This window comes from Kitasatospora sp. NPDC048298, from assembly GCF_043201465.1.
Classification (GTDB): Bacteria; Actinomycetota; Actinomycetes; order Streptomycetales; family Streptomycetaceae; genus Kitasatospora.
The window spans coordinates 80895-100604 of record NZ_JBICYZ010000028.1; the positions used below are offsets into that span (position 1 = coordinate 80895).

Consider the following 19710-nt stretch of genomic DNA (forward strand, 5'->3'; position numbering starts at 1 on the left):
TACCCCGGCATGCCCGGCTCCGGCCCCGTTCCACCCGCCCCGAGCCCCCTCCCGAGCCACCCGCCCCGATCGACCGCCCCACCAACCCGATCGGCCGGGACGGTCAGTCCGGCAGCGGCGGCAGTTCCGGCCGCTCCAGCCAGGCCTCGAAGAGCGGGCCGAGCGGGGCGGTGGTGTACCGGGCGGCGTGGGCGCGCAGGTCGTCGGTGGAGACCACGCCGTGCCGGTTGGCGCTCGTCCAGTCCCGCAGCATCGCGAAGAACGCGTCGTCGCCGAGCACCCGCCGCAGCGCGTGCACCACCAGTCCGCCGCGCTGGTACAGCCGGTCGTCGAACATCAGCTTCCGGCTCGGGTCGCCGAGCCGCAGGTCCTGCGGCAGCCCGGCCAGCAGCCGGTGCGCGGCGGCGGCGTGCACGGCCGCGCCCGGGCCGCCGGCGTGCTCGGACCAGAGCCACTCCGCGTACTTGGCGAAGCCCTCGTTGAGCCATATGTGCCGCCAGTCGGCGATCGTGACGCTGTTGCCGAACCACTGGTGGGCCAGCTCGTGGGCGATCAGCCGCTCGCGCTCCCAGCCGCCGCCGAGGTGGTTGGTGCCGAAGGTGGCGACGCCCTGCGCCTCCACCGGGACGTCCAGCTCCTCGTCGGCGACGACCACCGCGTACTCGCCGAACGGGTACGGGCCGAAGACCTCGCCGAAGTAGGCCGCCATCTCCGGCTGCCGGGCGAAGTCCCGGGCGAAGGCGGCGGTCAGCCGCTCCGGCACGTAGCCGGTCTGCGGCACCGCCGGGCGCACCGCCAGCGGCACCGGCCGGTAGTGCCCGATCGACACCGTCACCAGGTACGTCGGGGTGGGCGCGCTCTGCTCGTACACCCAGGTGGTGCTGGACGCCTTGGTGGTGCGGGCCAGCAGCCGGCCGCTCGCCACCACGGTGAACGGGGACGCCGTGGTGATCGCGATCTGGTACGTCGCCTTGTCGGCGGGCCGGTCGTTGCACGGGAACCAGGACGGCGCGCCGACCGGCTGGCTCGCCACCAGCGCGCCCTCCGTCAGCTCCTCCCAGCCCAGGCCGCCCCACGGGCTGCGCACCGGGCGCGGGTTGCCGGTGTAGTGCACCTCGACGGTGAACGCCGCGCCCGGCGCGAGCGCCTTGGCGGGGCGGATCCGCAGCTTGCCGCCGCGGTGGGTGTAGCGGGCGGCCCGGCCGTCGACCAGTACCCGGCCGATCCGGAACTCGGCCAGGTCGAGCGCGAACTCCGCCAGCGCCGCGTCCGCGACCGCGCTCAGCCGGGCCGAGCCGGCCAGCCGGTTGGGCCCGGGCTGGTAGTCCAGCGCCAGCTCGTAGCGGTGCACCCGGTAGCGGTGGTCGCCGCTGGTCGGGAAGTACGGGTCCGGGGCACCGGCGGCCGCGGGGACGTGCTTGGGCTTCACGGGGGCGTGCGCTTCCTGCGGGCCGGGACGGGGGGACGGGGAGGTGGTCACGGCGCGGTCTGCCACGCCTCGATCGGGTTGCCCAGCCACCGCGTGTCGGCGGGGACGGACTCGGCGCGCATCACCAGCGAGGCCGGGCCCAGCGTGCTGCGCGCGCCCACCGTGCTGCCGGGCAGCACGATGCCGCCCGGGCCCAGGGTGGCGCCCTCGCGGAGGACCACAGTATCCATCCGCATGATCCGGTCGTGGAAGAGGTGCGTCTGTACCACGCAGCCCCGGTTGATGGTGACCCCGTCACCCAGGGTGACCAGGTCCGCCTCGGGCAGCCAGTAGCTCTCGCACCAGACCCCGTGCCCGACGTGCGCGCCGAGCGAGCGCAGCCACAGGTTCAGCACCGGGGTGCCGGGCACCGCACCGACCAGCCACGGCACCGCCAGCATCTCCACGAAGGTGTCCGCCAGCTCGTTGCGCCACACGAAGCCGCTCCACAGCGGGTGCTCCACCGCCCGGAACCGTCCGACCAGCAGCCACTTGGCCGCCACCGCGACCACGCAGGCCAGCACACCGGCCGCCGGCAGCACCAGGCCCGACAGCAGCGCGGCGGTCAGCGGCGAGCCGGCCGCCAGCCAGCACAGCGCCGCCACGGTCAGCATGCCCAGCGCCCCCGAAGCCAGCACCGGCACCAGCCGGCCCACCTCGACCAGCCCGCGCGCCCACAGCAGCCGGGCCGGGGGCTCGTACGTCAGGCTCTGGTCGGCCTGGTCCGCCGAGCGCGGCAGCCGCATCGGCGGCATGCCCAGGTACGAGCCGCCCTTCTTCGCCTTCGCCGGCGTCGCGGACAGCACGCCCACCAGGCCGCGCTTGGGCACCGAGCGGCCCGGCGCGGTCATCCCCGAGTTCCCGAGGAACGCCCGCTCGCCGACCTTCGCCTCGCCGAGCCGCACCCAGCCGCCGCCCAGCTCGTACGGGGCGATCAGGGTGTCGTCGGCCAGGAACGCGCCGTCGCCGACCGTGGTCAGACTGGGCAGCGCCAGCACCGTGGACACCTCCGCGCCACGGCCGACCCGCATCCCGAGGGCGCGCAGCCACAGCGGCGTGACCAGCCCGGCGTAGAGCGGGAACAGCACCTCGCGGGCCCGGTCCATCAGCTGGGTGACGGTCCACGCCTGCCAGCCGACCCGGCCGTGCAGCGGGTGTGTCCCGGGGACCAGGGCGGTGCTCAGCAGCCGGACCAGCACCACCAGCTGCGCCGCGTACACCGCGCCGAACGCCAGCGTGGCGGGCAGCAGCCCGAGCAGCGCGCCGCCGAGCGCCGGGCCGAGGGCCGCGCCCTGGTCGACGAACCGGGACAGCACGGCCAGCGCGGCGAGCGCGGGCAGCACCGGGAGCAGGCTGAGCACGGCACCGCTGGCGCCGTACAGCGAGGCCCAGCCGGCCCGGCGGACCGGGCGCTCCTTGGGCCAGGCGCGCTCGGCGCGGCCCAGCTTGACGGCGGGCGCGCCGCCCCAGCGCTGGCCGGTCGGCACGTGGCCGGTGACGCTGGAGCCGGCCGCCACCTGGGCGCGCTTGCCGACCCGGGCACCGGGCAGCAGCGTCGAGCGGGTGCCGACCACGGCACCGGAACCGATCTTGACCTGGCCGATCAGCAGCCGGTCGCCGTCCAGCCAGTAGCCGCACAGGTCGACCTCGGCCTCGACCGCGCAGCCGCGGCCCAGCTTCAGCATCCCGGTGACGGGCGGCAGCGAGTGCAGGTCCACCTCGGGCGCGACCTTGGCGCCCAGCGCCCGGGCGTAGCGCACCAGCCAGGCGCCGGACAGCGAGTCCGCGCCGCTCAGCTCGGCGAGCCGCTCGGCGGTCCACAGCCGCAGGTGGACGGAGCCACCGCGCGGGTGGCTGCCCGGGCGCAGGCCGCGCAGCAGCAGCCGGGCGCCGCCGGCCGCGATGGCCAGCCGCCCCGGCGGGGTGTACAGCGCGAGCGCGCCCGCGCCGACCCACCACCAGGAGGCGGTGGGTGCCCACGGGTAGTCGCCGAGGTGGGTGAGCAGGTTCCCGGCGGCCAGCAGGGCGACCGTCCAGCGCAGGCCGACCACGGTGAACAGTGGGATCAGCAGGAGCAGCTGGAGCAGCTTGGCCCTGGTCGGGACCAGGGCGATCGTCCTGGCCTCGGTGCTGTCGCCGGCGGTGCGCTCCAGGTGCCGGGCGAGCTTGCGCAGCGTCGGGTTCTGGTAGATGTCCAGTACGGCCGCGCTCGGGTAGCGGGTGCGCAGCAGGGTGGTCAGCCGGGCGGCGGCCAGGCTGCCGCCGCCGATCGCGAAGAAGTCGTCGCGCGGGCCGCCGACCTTGATGCCCAGGATCTCCGCCCACTGTTCGGCCAGCCAGGCCTCGGTGCCGTACAGCTCCTCGCTCGGGCCGGCGGTCTCCAGCTCGGGCAGCGGCCAGGGCAGGGCGTTGCGGTCGACCTTGCCGGAGGTCCTGGTGGGCAGGGTCTCGACGGTCGCCAGCAGCGGTACCAGGGCGGCGGGCAGCTCGGCGCGCAGCCGCTCGACGGCCAGCTCGCGGTCGAAGCCGTCCTGGACCACCAGGTAGCCGACCAGCAGCTGGTTGCCGCCGCGCGCGGTCCGCACCGCGGCCGCCGCGCCCGCCACGCCGGGCAGGGCCTGCAGGGCCGCGTCGACCTCGCCCAGCTCGATCCGGCGGCCGCCCAGCTTGATCTGCTCGTCGGTGCGGCCGAGGAACAGCAGGCCGGCCGGGTCGGCCTGGACCAGGTCGCCGCTGCGGTAGGCGCGCTCCCAGCCCAGCGAGGGCAGCGGGGCGTACTTCTCGGCGTCCTTCTCCGGGTCGAGGTAGCGGGCCAGGCCCACTCCGCCGATCACCAGCTGCCCGGTGCCGCCGGGGGCGACCGGCACACCGGCCTCGTCCACCACGGCGAGGTCCCAGCCGTCCAGCGGCAGGCCGATCCGCACCGGGCCGTCGCCGGTCAGCAGGGCGGCGCAGGCGACCACGGTGGCCTCGGTGGGGCCGTAGGTGTTCCACACCTCGCGGCCCTCGGTGACCAGGCGCTGCACCAGCTCGGGCGGGCAGGCCTCGCCGCCGAAGATCAGCAGCCGCACCTCGTTGAGCGCCTCGGCCGGCCACAGCGCGGCCAGGGTCGGGACGGTGGAGACCACGGTGATCTCCTGCTCGGCCAGCCAGGGGCCGAGGTCGGCGCCGCTGCGCACCTGGGAGCGGGGGACCGGTACCAGGCAGGCGCCGTGCCGCCAGGCCAGCCACATCTCCTCGCAGGAGGCGTCGAAGGCCACCGAGAGGCCGGCCATCACCCGGTCGCCGGGGCCGATCGGCTCCTCCTGGAGGAAGAGCGCGGCCTCGGCGTCCACGAAGGCGGCGGCGTTGTGGTGGGTGACGGCCACACCCTTGGGCTTGCCGGTCGACCCGGAGGTGAAGATGATCCAGGCGTCGTCGGCCGGGGTGGGGCGGCGCTCCAGCGCGGGCGCGCGCTCACCGGTGGTCGCCAGGCCGTGCCCGGCGCCGAGCACGGCGGCGACGGCGGCCTCGCCGAAGACCAGCTCGGCGCGCTCGTCCGGGTCCTCGGCGTCCACCGGGACGTAGGCGGCCCCGGCGGCGAGCACCGCGAGGATCGAGACGTAGAGGTCGTTGGTGCCGGAGGGGACGCGCACGCCGACCCGGTCGCCGGCGCCGATCCCGGCGGCGGCCAGCCGGCGGCGCAGCCGGTCGACCTCGGCGGCCAGCGCGCGGTAGCTGAGCACGGTGTGCCCGTCGTCCAGGGCGGGCTCGTCGGGGTGGGCGCGCACGGTGGCGTCCAGCACGTCGACCAGGGTGCGCGGGGCGGCGGCGGGGCGGCCGGGGAACAGGGCGAGCGCCTGCTCGGGCTGGGCGGGTGCGGCCTGCGGGGCCTGCGCGGCCTGCGGGGCCGGCTCCTGCGGGGCCGGTTCCTGTGCCGTCGGTTCCTGCGCCGTCGGCTCCTGCGGTGGCGTGGCGTACTGCTCCGGGTGGCTCGGTTCAGCTGTCATGGCAGCCGTTCGCTCCTCGTCCTCGCCCCGTTCCGACCGATGCCCGGCCCCTGGGGCGGTGGGAACACCGCCTGACCGGGTGATCCCACTCCGGGGCCGGAGCGGACAACCCGACTGATGGTAGCCCCGGCACGGCGACCGGGCAGGACCGGAAACTCGGGCCAACTGGCGTCGGAACGGCCGAATCTGACAGTTCGTCAGCCAATAACTGAGCCTTCTTGTCATTGATGTGACGGGACGTCAGTCGAATTGACGGATCGTCAGGTCGATTTTTCGACCGTGATCCACACCACAGCGAATGCTGCTCCCTTCGGGAGGCGGAAGCGGCGGGTCGGGCTCTTCCGGGCCGGAAACCCCGGGTTCGGGCCCGGCCCGCCACCGTGCCCGACGGTCAGTGGAACCGGTGCAGGTTCTCGCCGAGGAAGGCTTCCAGGGTACGCGGAGCGTGTCCGGCGAGGCGGAGGAAGGTGTCGTCCGGCGTCTCCTTGCGGACCACCGCGAGCTGCTGGATCTCCACAACGTGGGTGGCCAGCCAGTCCGGCATCCCGGCCCGGCCGACCAGGTGGGCGTGCAGCTCGGACGGGCTCAGGTCGAGGTAGCGGACCGGCCGGCCGAGCAGCTCGCCCAGCAGCGCGGCGAGCTCGGGGTGGCTGTAGGCCCGTCCGCCGGTGAGCGGATAGGTGCCGCCCGCCAGCTCGGGGCGGGTGAGCACCTCGGCGGCGGCCTCCCCGATGTCCCGGACGTCCACGTAGTTGCACCGTGCCTGCCCCATCGCGCCGTGCACCAGCCCGGCGACGGCGATGCCGGGCGCCAGGAGCAGCAGCTTCTGCATGAACGCGTACGGTCGCAGGACGGTGGTGGTGATGCCGGAGGACCGCAGTCGCTCCTCGATCAGGTGGTGGCCGCGGGAGACGGCGACGGGGGAGCCCGGCTCGGCGGCGGGTGCGGAGACCTTGACGACGTGCTCCACGCCGCAGTCGACCGCCGCCTCGATCGCGTTCAGCTCGTACCGGACCTGCTGGGGGCCGTTGGCCATGGTGAGGAAGAGGTGGTGCGCCCCGCGGAAGGCCGTGCGCAGGGAGAGGGGGTCGGCGGCGTCGGCCGGGAGGACGGTGGTCCGGGCGAGCGTGCGCTCGTCGAGGGTGGCGGCCAGCCGGGCGGGGTCGCGGCTGAGGGCGCGGCTCGGTGCGCCGAGGGCGGCGAGGCTGCGCAGGGTGGCGCCGCCGGTGGCGCCGGCGGCGCCCATGATGACGATCATGACGTCTGCCTTTCGGGTTGGGGTGTGGCGAGGAGTCGGTGCTGCGCGGCACGGGTCGGGCGGCTGCCGCGCCAGCGCCAGGTGGTGATGGTGGCGGCGATCGCCGAGGAGACCGGCAGGTCGATCGGCAGTCGCTTCGGCCACGGGCTGTCGGTGAGCGCCGGGAGCTGCGGCAGCCAGCGGGCGGCGGCGAGGCCGACCGCCAGACCGAGCGCGGCGGCGGCCAGGCCGAGGGCGGCGGCCGCGAGCACGCGCGGGGTCCGGGCGGGCCGGGTGCGGACGGGGCGGCGGCGCAGCGTGGCGCCGAGGGTGGCGGCCACCAGTGCGGAGGTGCCGCCGATGGTGGTGAGCGCGGCGGCCACCAGCTGCGGCTGGCCGGTGACGGCTCCGCCGGCCCCGGCGGTGACGGCGGGCATGGCGTAGGCGACCAGGACCTCGCGCCACAGGACGAAGGGCGGGGGAGCGCCGGGGGCTTTCTTGCTCATGGGTCGGTTCTTCCTTTCGCTCGTGGGCAGTCGGGCCCGGCTGAGGCCGGCTGCGCCAGGCATCATGGTTAGGTGCCTAAGCATTTGCTTGTACTTAGGTGCCTAACTATTGGGGCTGAAGGGAGGCGGGCCGCCGGATTGCGGCCCGCCCCGGGGTGGGTCAGTCCTCGGTGAGTGCGTCCATGCCCGCGACCACCCGGGCCAGCAGGTCCAGGAAGGTGCCGCGCTCCTCGACGGTCAGGCCTCCGACCAGTGCCTGCATCCGGGCGAAGTGCTCGGGTGCCAGCTCCCGCAGGCGGTCGGCGCCGCGCGCGGTGAGGATCACCACGTTGCCGCGGCCGTCCTCGGTGGACGGCCGCCGGGCCACCAGGCCCTCCCGCTCCAGGCCGTCGACCAGGCCGGTCACGGTCGCCCGGGAGACGCCCAGGCTCGCCGCGAGCTGGGAGGGGGACTTCTCTCCGCCGTGGTCCTCCAGGTCCGCCAGCAGTCGGTAGCGTCCGGTGGAGAGGCCGAAGCGGCCGAAGTGCACCTCGCCGGCCTGGCCGAGCCGGGCGCCCGCCGCCATCAGCCGGGTCGCGACCAGGATCGCCTGCGGATCGGCCGTGAGGCCGTAGCGGGCGATCTGGCGGCGCGCCTGGTCGAGGCTGGGGGCGGCCGAGCCGCTCTCGGGGTGCTGGGTCACGAGAAGTAATATGGCGCCTAACCTGATTCCCGGTCAAGTGTGGGCGCGGGCTCTTGCCTAGGCGGCACGGGGAGCGATCCGAGGCGGCGTCCAGTCGGCGTGCCGCAGGACGGTCCGGACCATCGCGCCGGGCGGGGTGAGCCGGATCGCGGCGTTGCGCAGGCCGACCGCCAGGGGGTGGGCGAGCTGCTGGCCCATCCGGCCGGCCCGGCGGGCGTCGCGGGCCACGGTCTGGCTGCGCGGGCGGCGGACCGCGTCGTACCGGGCGAGCGCGCCCTCGACCGTCCGGGTCTCGGTGAGCGCCGCCGCCAGGGTCACCGCGTCCTCCAGGGCCTGACAGGCGCCCTGGCCGAGGTGGGGCGTCATGGCGTGCGCCGCGTCGCCGAGCAGGGCGATCCGGCCCGAGACGTAGGACGGCAGCGGGGTGGCCAGCTCGTTGACGTCGTGGTGCAGGACCGCCTCCGGCCGGGTCGCGGCCAGCAGTGCGGGGATCGGCTCGTGCCAGCGCGCGAAGCGGCGGCGGACCTCGGTCAACGGGTCCGGGTAGCGGACCCCGGCCGGGGCGTTCAGGACCGCGTGCCACTCGGCGGTGCCGTCCGGGAAGGCGATGTGGCCGAACTCCGCGCCGTGGCCCCAGGTCAGCTCGAAGTCCGCCTTCAGGCCGTCGATCGGGCGCTCGGTGATCGCGCGCAGCACCGTCGAGCCGCTGTAGGCCGGCCCGGGGTGGTCGGGGAAGAGGTGGCGCCGGAGGCGGCTGTTGATGCCGTCGGCCGCCACCAGGAGGTCGGCCTCCAGGTGGCCTGCCGCCAGGTGGCCCGGCTGTGGGCGGTTCGTCTTCGGGTGGCCCGCCTCCGGGGTGGTGCCGCCGAGGTCGACCCGGACCCGGAACGGCTGGGTGGTGTCCACCCCGGTCATCTCGGCGCCGACGACAAGGGACTCGGCGGGCAGCGCCTCGCGCAGGACGCGGTGCAGGGCCGCGCGGGGGATCCCGACGATCGGGGCGCCCAGCTCGCGTTCCAGCGCCGCGCCGTCCATGGCGGCGAGCCTGCGGCCGCCCGGGGTCCGGGTGCCGCCGGTGTACTGGCGGCGGGCGGCCGCCTCGACCGCCTCGCCGACTCCGAGGGCGGCGAGCGCGCGCATCCCGTTGGCGGCCAGGGAGATGCCGGCCCCGGCGTCGTCCAGGACGGCCGCCCGCTCGACCACGGTGACCGCCCACCCCGCCAGCCGGAGTCCGATCGCGGCCGCCAGTCCGCCGATCCCGCCCCCGACCACCACCGCGCTGTTGTTGCTCATGCCCGGTCCCTCCTGTGTCGCCTCGCTGCTTTCTACAGCTGTAGAAGGAGCGTACTACGGGGCCGTCGGCGGGCGAGCGGGGGTGCGTCGGGCTCGGCGGCCGTGGGCCGTGGGCCGTGGGCCGGTCCGGCCCGAGGGGGTGCGCGACGGGCGCGGCGGGCCCGGTAGAAAGGGGGGATGCGGCGAAACGAGGACCAGAAGCGGGACGATGCGGGGCGGCCGGACCGGCGGACGGTGTTGGCCGACGCCGCGATCGGGGTGCTGGCGGACCTCGGCGTGCGCGGACTCACCCACCGGGCGGTCGACGCGGCGGCCGGGCTGCCGGTCGGAACCACCTCGGCCTACCTGCGGACCAGGCAGGCGCTGCTCGCCGCGCTGGTGCGGCGGCTGGTGGAGCTGGACCAGGGCGAGCTGCACACCATGGGGGAGCGGGTGCCGGTCCGGTCGGAGGCGGAACTGGCCGACGGGATCGCCGAGTTGATGCGGCAAAGGTTGTCCGGCGACGGTCGGCGGCGCTCGCTCGCCCGGTACGCCTGCGCGGTGGAGAGCGTGCGCGACCCCGAACTGCGCGAGATCCTCGTCCCGCGCGAGAACGCCGGGCGCGCCGCCGTCCGCGCCTTCCTCGCCGCCCGGGGCGTGGTCGACCCCGACGGGCGGACCGCCACGCTGCTGGCCTGCGTCGACGGCCTGGTCTTCGAGCACCTGGTGGGCGGCGGAGAGCCCGGTGCCGACGCGATCCAGGGGCTGGTGGCGGCCGCCCTGCGGGGAGCGCCCGCGAGCTGAGTGCCGGGCGGCACCGGCGCGGCTCGACCGCGAACTCCCGGACGGCCACACAAAAGTGGTGCTCCCGGGGGGCGGGGCGCGCGGGGAATCGCCCAGGGCGGCCCTGCCTGCCTGCCTGCCTTCGCCGAACCCGGACGGTCGACGGCCGATCGGTGACTCCGGATGACCAGGCATCAGGTCAATCAACCGTCAAGTTGGTTCATTCACAGAATGTTTCGTGATGTGTTGCCTCTCGATTAGATGAATTACGCCGCCCGCAGGTCTTCCCACGGAGATCTCCGGCTGACAGGCTGGGGCCGCCCTTTTCAGTACCGAGGAGGTTCCTTGTCCCGCATATCCACGTTGGCCGGAGCAGTCACCTGCGCCCTCGCACTTGTCACCGGCACCGCCGTCGCCGCGTCGGCCGCGCCCATCGACCAGGCCCCCGGCCTGGCCGAGGCGAAGGTCGACCCCGTCGCCTGGACGCCGTGCAACCCCGACCCGAGCAAGCCGGACCCCGGCATCTACGACTGCGCCGTCTACCCCGTGCCGCTGGACTACGACAACCCCTCGGGTGAGAAGGTCGGCATCGCCATGATGCGGCGGCGGGCGAGCGACCCGTCGAAGCGGATCGGTTCGCTGTTCCTCAACCCCGGTGGCCCGGGCGGCAGTGGCTACCTGTGGGCGACGACCACCCGCTTCGGCGCCGAGGTGCAGTCCAAGTTCGACCTGGTCGGCTTCGACCCGCGCGGCGTGGCCAGGAGCAACCCGCTCAAGTGCTTCAAGACCCAGGAGGACGCCGACGCGGTCAACAACCGCATGATCGGCGTGCCCGTCACCAAGGCCGAGATCAACGAGACGCTGGACGCGGACCAGGACTACAGCGACGCGTGCAGCAAGAACGCCGGTCCGCTGATCGAGCACATGTCGACCATCAACGTGGTGCGCGACCTCGACCGGATGCGCCGCGCCGTCGGTGACTCCCAGCTCACCTTCGCCGGGTTCTCCTACGGCACCCTGATCGGGTCGACGTACGCCAACATGTACCCGAACAAGGTCCGCGCGATCATCGTCGACGGCAACGTCGACCCGGACCTGCGCCTGCACAACGGCATGGAGTACGACCGCCAGCGGGCGAACGGCTTCGAGATCGCCCTGGACGAGTTCCTCAAGCGCTGCCAGGCCGCCGGCGCCCCGCGCTGCGCTTTCGGCGACGGCGACACCCGGGCCAAGTTCGACCAGCTCCGCGACCACCTGCGGACCAGCCCGATCACGCTGCCGGGCGGCTCCAAGGTGACGCTGAGCAGCTTCACCGGCGAGGTGGCCAGCGCCCTGTACTCGCAGGCCAAGCTGGCCCCGCTGGCCAAGTCGCTCCAGGCGACCTACCAGCAGTTCCAGAAGCCGGCCGCGGCCGCGCTGCTGGCCCCGCAGGCGAACGTCTCGGACGAGGACGCCAAGCTGCTCTCGGTGGAGGTCCCGCGGACGGCGCTGCGGGAGGCCCCGGTGGACTCCGAGTACACCGCGGACGACTCCTACCTGGCCGTCAACTGCCAGGACAAGCCGTACCCCTCCAACGACCGGGTGTTCGCGACCGCGGCCAAGGCGTGGGAGAAGGACATGCCGACCTTCGGCCGCTACCAGGCCTTCGACGCGCCGGCGTGCGCGAGCTGGCCGGCCCCGGCCCGGGACGCCGAGCGCTTCTCCGGCCCGTGGAACAAGAAGACCTCCAACACCGTGATGGTGATCGGCAATCTCTACGACCCGGCCACCCAGTACAAGTTCGCCCAGCGGATGCAGCAGGAGCTGGGCAACGCCGTGCTGGTCAGTGTCGACTCGATCGAGCACTGCGCCGTGGGCCGCAGCAAGGCGCTGAACCAGCTCGTCACCCGCTACCTGGTGGACGGCACCGCGCCGGCCGCCGGCCAGCTGCTGAAGCCGGACGCGGAGATCTTCCCGGCGGTCTGACGGAACGGCCCCCGGTGACCGTGGGGGCGGCTTGACGGTCGTGGTGGTCGGCGGTGCTGCCGGCCACCACGACCTTGCTTTTCCGGTGATTTCCCGGAACGCGTGGAAGGCCCGCAGAATGCGGTGGTGAATCGTCATCGAACCTCTGGCGGAGCGGATTCCCGTGAGTCGTCGATGACCGTAGCCCATGCCACTGACAATGGCGTTCCGCTGTGGTGTCGAAGGTCAAGACCGCGATTGACCAGTAGGAATGACGTTCAGTCGCACCGAATTTCCATCGATCCGGCCGGGTGTGGGGACGCACCCCGCATCCCCGCACCCGTGCCCGTGGCCCCGTGACCCGCCGGGGCCGAACTGCCCGCTGCGCTAGGCCGCCTGCTCCGCCCCCTCCTCGACGACCCGTCCGTCCCGGACCTCGATCACCCGGTCGGCGAGCCCCATCAGCGTCGGGTCGTGGGTGGCGACCAGCACCGTGACGCCCTCGCTGCGCACCACCGCGCGCAGCAGCTCCATGATCGCGCGGCCGGTCTCCGAGTCCAGCTGTCCGGTCGGCTCGTCGGCGATGATCAGGCTGGGCTCGTTGGCCAGTGCGCGGGCGATGGCGACGCGCTGCTGCTGGCCGCCGGAGAGTTCGCCGGGGCGCTGGTTGGCGTGGTCGGCCAGGCCGACCAGGGCGAGCAGGGTGTGCGCGCGCTCCTCGCGCTCGGCGGCGGGGGTCTTGCGCAGCCGCATGGGCACACCGACGTTCTCGGCGGCGGTGAGCATCGGTATCAGCCCGAAGGACTGGAAGATGAAGCCGATCCGCTCCCGCCGCAGGGCGAGCCGGCCGTCCTCGTCCAGCCCGGCGAGGTCGATGCCGTCCAGTGCGATGCTGCCGCCGGTCGGTGTGTCCAGGCCGCCGACCAGGTTGAGCAGGGTGGTCTTGCCGGAGCCCGACCGGCCCTTGAGCGCGGTGAGTTCGCCGCGGCCGACGGTGAACGAGACGCCCCGCAGGGCGTGCACGGCCCGCTCGCCGGTGCCGAAGCTCCGGCGGAGGTCGGTCACGGCCACCATCGGCTGGGTGGCGGTGTCGGCGGTGGCGGCCTGGTGGTGCGTCATGCGGCGTCCCCCTGTGGGCGTGGCGGCCCGGTCGCGTCCGGGTCCCGTCCGGTTCTACGGATATGGCTGTTTCCGGCGTTCACGTTCCGGGCGGCGAATCCGGGAAGCCGGTGTCCCGGGTCGAAGAGCGCGCCGAGGCCGGATTTGTGAAGTGTGCATGGCATTCAACCGGGGGTATCCCCGGCCGGGATGCTACCAATGAACGGAATTTGCTCACTTCAAACTTGATTCGCGCAAGTCCTTCCGTTCCTGGATCGAATCTGACAGCATCGTCCGCTATCCGGCGACCCATTGCCGGTGGTCAATGCGCCGGTGTGCTCGTGAAGTGTCCATCTGTGGCCGATTTGTACTCGGACCGGATCGATGGGCGGAGCCCGGAGGTGCAACCGGGGATGTGAATCCGGGGGAGGAACTTGATGCTCGGCTTCGTCGTGCGCCGACTGCGCGGGCGACTGCCGTTGGCTGCCGCCGTCCTGCTGGCGGTGCTGATCACCACGTCCGTGCTGACCGCCTTGGTGGCCTTCAACAGCAGCGTCGGTGAGGCAGGCCTGCGGCAGGCGCTCCAGGGGGCCGGTCACGCCCGGACGACGGTGGCGGTCACCGGTGAGCACGGCCTGGACCAGCGGGCGAAGGACGAGGCGGCGCTCGCCGCCTACCGGCAGAAGCTCTTCGGTGACCTGCCCGTGCACACCGACAGCGTGACGCGCAGCCGGTCCTACGGCCTGCCGGGCTCCGGCACCGCGGCGAACAGCAACCCGGCGAACGGCACCGCATCCGGCAGCCCCGCGTCCGGCGCCCCCGGCGCCCAGCTCGACCTCACGGTCCTCGCCGACCTCGACCGCGGCCGGGTCCAACTGCTGGCCGGCGCCTGGCCGGGCGCCGCCACCGGCCCGGTCCGGTCCGCCGCGCCGGAGGTCGCCGTCCCGCAGAGCCTGCTGCACCGGTTCGGCCTGGCCGAGCAGGCCCTGCCCGCCGAGGTCCGGCTCGTCGACCGGGCCGACAGCACGCCGCTGACCGTCCGGGTCACCGGCGTCTACCGGGCCACCGACCCGACCGCCCCGTACTGGCGGATCGACCCGGTCGGCGGCCACGAGATCGAGGTCGGCGGCTTCACGACCTACGGCCCGATGATGGTCGACCAGAGCGCCTTCACCACGGCCGGCCTGGTCCAGAGCGGCCGCAGCTGGTCGCTGGACGCCGACTTCTCCGGCATCGACCGGGCCGCCGCGCAGGCCCTCGGCGACCGCGCCCAGAGCCTCGGCGGGGAGCTGCGGACCACCGCCTCCCTCGGCGCGAAGACCGAACTTCCCGACATCATGCACGAGTTGTCCGACAGCATGGTGGTCGCCCGGTCCACCCTGCTGATCGGCGCCCTCCAACTGGCGGTGCTCGCCGCGGCGGCCCTGCTGCTGGTCGTCCACCTGATCTCCGCGCGGCAGGAGTCCGAGAACGAGGTGCTCGCCGCGCGCGGCGCCTCGGCCCTGAGGCTCGGCTCCTTCACCGCCCTGGAGTCGCTGCTGCTGGCCCTGCCCGCGGCCGCGTTCGCGCCGCTGCTCACCCCGGCCCTGGTCCGCGCGCTGGGCGGCCTCGGCAGCTCCCACCAGGTCGCCCTGGACACCGGCATCAGCTGGTCGCTCTGGCCGGTGGCCGCGGCCTGCGCGTTCGCCTGCATCCTGCTGGCCACCGTGCCCAGCGTGGTGCGTGGCGTCGGTGCCGCCCTGCGCCGCCGGGCCGGCCGCCGTCAGGCCGTGGTCTCCGGCGTCGCCCGCAACGGCGGCGACCTCGCCGTGCTGGCCCTGGCCGTACTCGCCTACCAGCAGCTCGACCAGTACGGCGGCGGGCTGTCCGCCGACTCCAGCGGCCGGCTCGACGTGGACCTGCTGCTGGTCGCCACCCCGACGCTCGCCCTGTGCGCCGGCACCCTCGTGGTGCTGCGGCTGCTCCCGTTCGTCGCCCGGTTCGGCGCCCGCGCGGCGGCCCGGGGCAAGGGCCTCGGCCCCGCCATGGTCGGCTGGCAGCTGGCCCGCCGGCCCGGCCGCGCCACCGGCCCCGTCCTGCTGCTCGTGATGGCCGTGGCCACCGGCGTGCTGGCGCTCGGTCAGCACGCCACCTGGACCGCCTCCCAGCGCGACCAGGCCGTCTTCGCCACGTCGGGCGGACTGCGCATCTCCGGCTCGCACAACGCCCAGATGGGCCAGGGCGGCCGCTACGGCAGCCTGCCCGGCGGCGACCGGCTGGTCCCGGTGGTGCGCGACGAGCAGCCGATGCAGGGCGGCGCCGGCGAGCTGCTGGCCGTGGACTCCGCGGCCTTCGCCGCACGCGTCCCGCTCCGCTCCGACCTGCTCGACGGCCACAGCGGCACGGAGGTCTTCGGCGCGCTCGCCACTCCCACCCCCGCCTCCGCCATCCCGCTGCCCGGCCACCCGCTGCGGATCGACGCCGACATCGCGGTGAACCAGCCGGACCTGGGGCCCTCCTGGTCCGGCAGCCCGGTCCACCCCGAGGTCCGGCTGCTGCTGCGCGACCGTTTCGGCCTGGTCCACAAGGTCCCGTTCGGCGAGCTCCCGCTGAACGGCCAGGTCCGCGCCTCGATCCCGCTCGGCGCGCTGGTCGACGCCCCGGTGGGCTCGGTCGCTGCCCCGCTGACCGTGGTCGGCGCGACCGTCGGCTTCGGCGACCGCAGCACGGGCGAGGTCGCCGTACGGAACCTGGCCGTCTCGGAGACGACCGACGGACCGTCGACCGCCGTCCCGGTGCCGGCCGGTACCGGGTGGAACCTCAAGCCCCCGGCGCCCCGCCCCGGCGTCAACAGCTCCCCGAAGGCCGAGCTCGCCTCCGAAGCGGCCACCGCCGACAGCCTGTTCACGGTCCGTTACCAGTCCGGCCGCGGCATCGGCGACTCCGTGCGCGCCGTGCTGAGCCCGGCCGGGGCCGCCCTGCCCGCCGCCCTCAACGGCGTCGCCACCCGTGACTACCTGAAGGCCCTCGGGGCCTCGGTCGGCGACACCCTCCAGGTCCCGTTCAGCGGGGTCGTCGTCCCGGTCAAGGTGACCGGCGCCGTCGAGGCCGTGCCGGTGGCCGGCCGCCGGGCGCTGGTGCTGGACCTCGACTCGGTCGCCCGGACGCTGTCCGCCCAGGACCGCAACCTGCCGACCCGCACCGAGTGGTGGCTGCCCGCCGCCGGGCCGGGCGACCGCGCCCCGGCCGAGGCCGCCGCCGCCCTGCGCGGCGCCCCCGGCAGCCAGGACCTCGCGCTCTACGACGAGGTCTCCGAGGGCCTCCTCGGCGACCCGGTCGGCGCCGCGCCGCAGAGCGCGCTGATGGCCATCGCGATCGCCACCGCCGTGCTCGCCGCGATCGGCTTCGCCGCCGCCGTGGCCGGCTCCGCCCACGAGCGCTCCCGCGACTCCGCGCTGCTGCTCGCCCTGGGGGCCCCGCGCAAGCAGGTCGCCCGCACCGCCGCCATCGAGAACGCGGTGCTGGTCGGCCTCGGCGGCATCGTCGGACTCGCCCTGGGCGCCCTGCTCGTCCGGCTGATCGTGCCCTTCGTGGTGCTGACCCCGGCCGCCCGCCGCCCGGTGCCCGAGGCCGTGGTCGAGCTGCCGTACGGTCAGGCGCTGCTGTTCGCGGCCGCGATCGCCGTCGTCCCGCTGCTGTCGGCCTTCCTGATCGGGCGCCGGCGTCGAGACGTGGCCGCCCGGCTGCGCCACGTGGAGGAGATGTGACCCCCAAGGCCGGTACCACCGTGCCCACCCCCGCGCCGGCGCCCGCGCCCGCGCGGGCTCCCCGGCCCGCGCCCTGGGTCCGCACCCGGCTGCGCGCGATGCCGCTGGCCGCGCTGCTCACCGCGGCCCTCGCCTTCGTCACCGTCTTCCTGGCGGCCGCGTTCCCGCGCCTCGCGGACCGGGGCGCGGACACCGCGCTCCAGCAGTTCACGCGCAGCCTGGGCGCCAACGTGACCAACCTGGAAGTCACCTCGGGCACGGCCCCCGGCGACACCGCCACCGAGCTGGAGACCCTGCAGCAGAAGCTCGACGCCCAGATCGGACAGCGGTTGCCGCTGAGCCCGGTCGGCCGGGTCTTCGGCACCCGGGTGAAGAACGAACGCTCGATCTTCAACCCCGGGTACACCCGGTTCTCCCCGAACGCCAGCCCGATGCTCGGCCTGTTCTACCTGCACGGCCTCACCGACCGGGTGACCCTGACCGCGGGCACCTGGCCGGGCCCCGCCCCGGCCGACGGCCCGCTGCCGATCGTGCTGAGCCAGCAGGCCGCCGAGGCCATCGGCATCAAGATCGGCGACGTCATCGAGAGCGGCACCGACGGACCCGTCCCGCTGCGCAGCACCGTGACCGGCCTCTACCGGGTCAACGACCCCCAGGACCCGTTCTGGGAGGGGCTCGGCTGCCCGGCCAGGGCCTGCCTGGGCCTCAAGGGCGACGAAGCGTGGTATTCGACCAGCGGCTTCGTCGACGGCGGCAGCCTGACCGCGCTGAGCCGCTGGGGTTCGGTCGGCCAGAACTTCTGGCGGCTGCCCGTCGACGCCGGCTCGCTGCGCGCCGACCAGATCGACCGGACCCGTCAGGCCATCGGCTCGTACACGGCCGGCCCCGGCATGACCAGCCTGATCGACACCACCCTCCGGGCCGACCTGCACGCCACCTCGCTGATGCCGGACGTCCTCTCCCGGGCCGCCGACCGCTACCAGGCCGCGGCCCCGCTGGGCGCCATCGGGCCGGCCGGCGTCGCCGGCGTCGCGGTCGTGGTGCTCTGTCTGGCCGCGGCGCTCAGCACCGACCGGCGCACCGCCGAGCTCCGGCTGCTCCAGGCCCGCGGCGGCTCGCGCAGCGGAGTGCTGCTGCGGCTGCTCGGCGAGGGCACGGTGACCGTCCTGCCCGCCGCCGTGCTCGGGACGGTCCTCGCGCTGGTGCTGCTGCCGACCCCGCGGTGGGTCGACCCGGTGCTGGTGGCGCTCGCCGTGACCCTGCTCGCGATCCTGGCCTTCCCGGCCCGGGCCGCGCTGCTCTGGCGCCGCCCGCGGGCCGCCGGCGGCCGGCGCCGGGTGGTCGGTGAGCTCGCCGTGCTCGCCGTCACCGCCGCGGCCGTGGCCGAGGTCCGCCGTCGCGGTGTCGGTCACCCGGGCGGCGGGGTGGACCCGCTGCTGGTGGCCGCCCCGCTGCTGCTCGCCGTCTCCGGCGGCCTGCTGCTGGCCCGGATCGAGCCGGTCGTGGTCGGCTGGCTGGCCGCACTCGCCGCCCGTGGCCGCGGACTGGTCGGATTCCTCGGCCTGGTCCGGGCCGCCCGCGACGACTCGGGCCGGCGCCGGCCCTCCGTACTGCCCCTGCTCGCCCTGCTGATCGCCGTCACCGCCACCGGGTTCGGCGCCACCGTGCTCGACACGGTGGACCACTCCCGGACGCGTGCCGGGCGGATCGCCACCGGCGGCGACGTGTCCGTCGGCATCCCGGTCTACGCCAACCTGCCGGAGGCCTTCACCAAGGAGGCCGGCGAACTGCCCGGCGTCCGCGCCGCCACCGGCGCCTGGATCGAGGAGCGGGCCACCTTCATCGGCGGCGACCGGGACACCACCGACGCCATCCTGGTGGTGGTCGAGCCCGGCGCCTACGCGGAGATCTCCCGCACCGTCGGGGTCGGCGGGTACGACCCGGCCAAGCTGGCCGCCGCCCCGGGCGGCAAGGACGCCCCGGTACCCGCGCTGTTCAGCCAGGACCTGGCCAAACGCCTGACGGGGGGCGCGCCGCAGGTGCGCACGCCCAGCGGCAGCCAGATGACCACCACCGTCGCCGGGATCGTCACCGCCACCCCCGCCCTGCCGGACCCCGGCAAGCCCTTCGTCGTGGTGCCGGCCGGCCCCGCCACCGAGCACCTGCCGGAGCTCAAGCGGGCGACCAGGGTGAACAAGTGGTTCGCTGTCGGCGACGTCGACCCGGACCGGGTGCGCGCCCTGCTGCGGGAGCGCGGCATCGGCAGCAGCACCCAGGTGTCGGGCATCGCCAAGCTGATCAACGACGAGGCCACGGCGGCGGGAAGGACCAGCTCCGGCCTGCCCCCCGGCTACGTGGTGCACAGCAGCCGGGAGAAGACCGCCGCGCTGGCCGACGACCCGGTGCAGCTCGCCGCCGGACGGCTGTTCTGGTACGCGGGCCTCGCCGCCGCCGGGTTCGCCCTGCTGGCCGTGCTGCTGACGCTGCTGCGGGCCGCACCGGACCGTACGGCGGTGCTCGCCCGGCTGCGCACCATGGGCCTGCGACCCCGGCAGGGCCTGGCGCTGATCATCGCCGAGGCGCTGCCGCAGACCCTGGCGGCGGCCGTCGGCGGCGGCCTGATCGCCGTCGCGGCGGTCGCCCTGCTCGGGGGCGCCTTCGACCTCTCGGCGCTGGTCGGCGCCACGGTCGGCGAGACCCTGACTCCGGCGCTGCTGCCGGTGCTGCTGCCCACCGCCGGACTGACCCTGGTGGTCTGCCTCGGGGTGGTGCTGGAGACGCTGGTCGCCGGCCGGCGCCAGATCGCCTCCGAACTGCGGGCGGGGGAGCGGCAGTGAGGCCGGGAGCGGCGGTGAGGTCGGGAACGGCGGCGCGGTCGGGAACGGCTGTGGCCGGCGGCGCGGCGGGAAGGCCGCGACCGGTGGCCGGGAGCGGTGCACGGGCCGTGACGGCGGCGCCGGCCGCCCGGGCAGTGGAGAACGGTGC

11 protein-coding genes are annotated in these 19710 nt (G+C 74.9%); 4 read left to right on the forward strand and 7 right to left on the reverse strand.

Features of this window, described 5'->3' with window-relative positions; all coding sequences use genetic code 11:
- Positions 1 to 103: 103 nt before the first annotated feature.
- From ACGF0D_RS21510 to ACGF0D_RS21535, 6 genes are all read right to left on the reverse strand, one after another.
- On the reverse strand, positions 104 to 1429 hold the full coding sequence (locus ACGF0D_RS21510) for a M1 family metallopeptidase (RefSeq protein WP_392918480.1): 1326 nt from the start codon (positions 1427 to 1429) through the stop codon (positions 104 to 106).
- A 47-nt stretch (positions 1430 to 1476) separates the two neighbouring features.
- Positions 1477 to 5457 carry a Pls/PosA family non-ribosomal peptide synthetase gene (locus tag ACGF0D_RS21515; protein ID WP_392918483.1) on the reverse strand — a complete coding sequence of 1327 codons (3981 nt, stop codon included), beginning with the start codon at positions 5455 to 5457 and terminating at the stop codon, positions 1477 to 1479.
- 391 nt (positions 5458 to 5848) lie between these two features.
- Positions 5849 to 6715: an NmrA family NAD(P)-binding protein gene (locus ACGF0D_RS21520; RefSeq protein ID WP_392918486.1), complete on the reverse strand. Its 867-nt coding sequence runs from the start codon at positions 6713 to 6715 to the stop codon at positions 5849 to 5851.
- On the reverse strand, positions 6712 to 7200 hold the full coding sequence (locus ACGF0D_RS21525; protein WP_392918489.1) for a hypothetical protein: 489 nt from the start codon (positions 7198 to 7200) through the stop codon (positions 6712 to 6714). Before ACGF0D_RS21525 ends, ACGF0D_RS21520 begins: the two co-directional genes overlap by 4 nt.
- A 160-nt stretch (positions 7201 to 7360) precedes the next feature.
- On the reverse strand, positions 7361 to 7882 hold the full coding sequence (locus ACGF0D_RS21530; RefSeq protein ID WP_392883489.1) for a MarR family winged helix-turn-helix transcriptional regulator: 522 nt from the start codon (positions 7880 to 7882) through the stop codon (positions 7361 to 7363).
- 57 nt (positions 7883 to 7939) lie between these two features.
- Complete coding sequence (locus tag ACGF0D_RS21535) at positions 7940 to 9175, reverse strand: FAD-dependent monooxygenase (RefSeq protein WP_392918491.1); 1236 nt, start codon at positions 9173 to 9175, stop codon at positions 7940 to 7942.
- 177 nt (positions 9176 to 9352) lie between these two features.
- On the opposite strand from ACGF0D_RS21535, the gene ACGF0D_RS21540 reads away from it, so the two are divergent.
- Together ACGF0D_RS21540 and ACGF0D_RS21545 are read left to right on the forward strand one after the other, a co-directional pair.
- Complete coding sequence (locus tag ACGF0D_RS21540; RefSeq protein ID WP_392918494.1) at positions 9353 to 9958, forward strand: TetR/AcrR family transcriptional regulator; 606 nt, start codon at positions 9353 to 9355, stop codon at positions 9956 to 9958.
- 324 nt (positions 9959 to 10282) lie between these two features.
- Positions 10283 to 11902, forward strand: a complete 1620-nt coding sequence (locus ACGF0D_RS21545) for an alpha/beta hydrolase (RefSeq protein ID WP_392918497.1) — start codon at positions 10283 to 10285, stop codon at positions 11900 to 11902.
- 366 nt (positions 11903 to 12268) lie between these two features.
- On the opposite strand, the gene ACGF0D_RS21550 is transcribed toward ACGF0D_RS21545, so the two are convergent.
- Complete coding sequence (locus tag ACGF0D_RS21550; RefSeq protein WP_392883484.1) at positions 12269 to 13000, reverse strand: ABC transporter ATP-binding protein; 732 nt, start codon at positions 12998 to 13000, stop codon at positions 12269 to 12271.
- Between the two features lie 416 nt (positions 13001 to 13416).
- Between ACGF0D_RS21550 and ACGF0D_RS21555 the strand changes: the two genes are divergently transcribed.
- The gene (locus ACGF0D_RS21555; RefSeq protein ID WP_392918500.1) at positions 13417 to 16725 is read left to right on the forward strand and encodes an FtsX-like permease family protein; all 3309 of its coding nucleotides are present in this window, start codon (positions 13417 to 13419) and stop codon (positions 16723 to 16725) included.
- A complete protein-coding gene (locus tag ACGF0D_RS21560; protein ID WP_392918503.1) occupies positions 16722 to 19562 on the forward strand; it encodes a hypothetical protein in 2841 nt (946 codons plus the stop codon). The genes ACGF0D_RS21555 and ACGF0D_RS21560 overlap by 4 nt, the downstream gene beginning before the upstream one ends.
- The last annotated feature ends 148 nt before the right edge of the window (positions 19563 to 19710 follow it).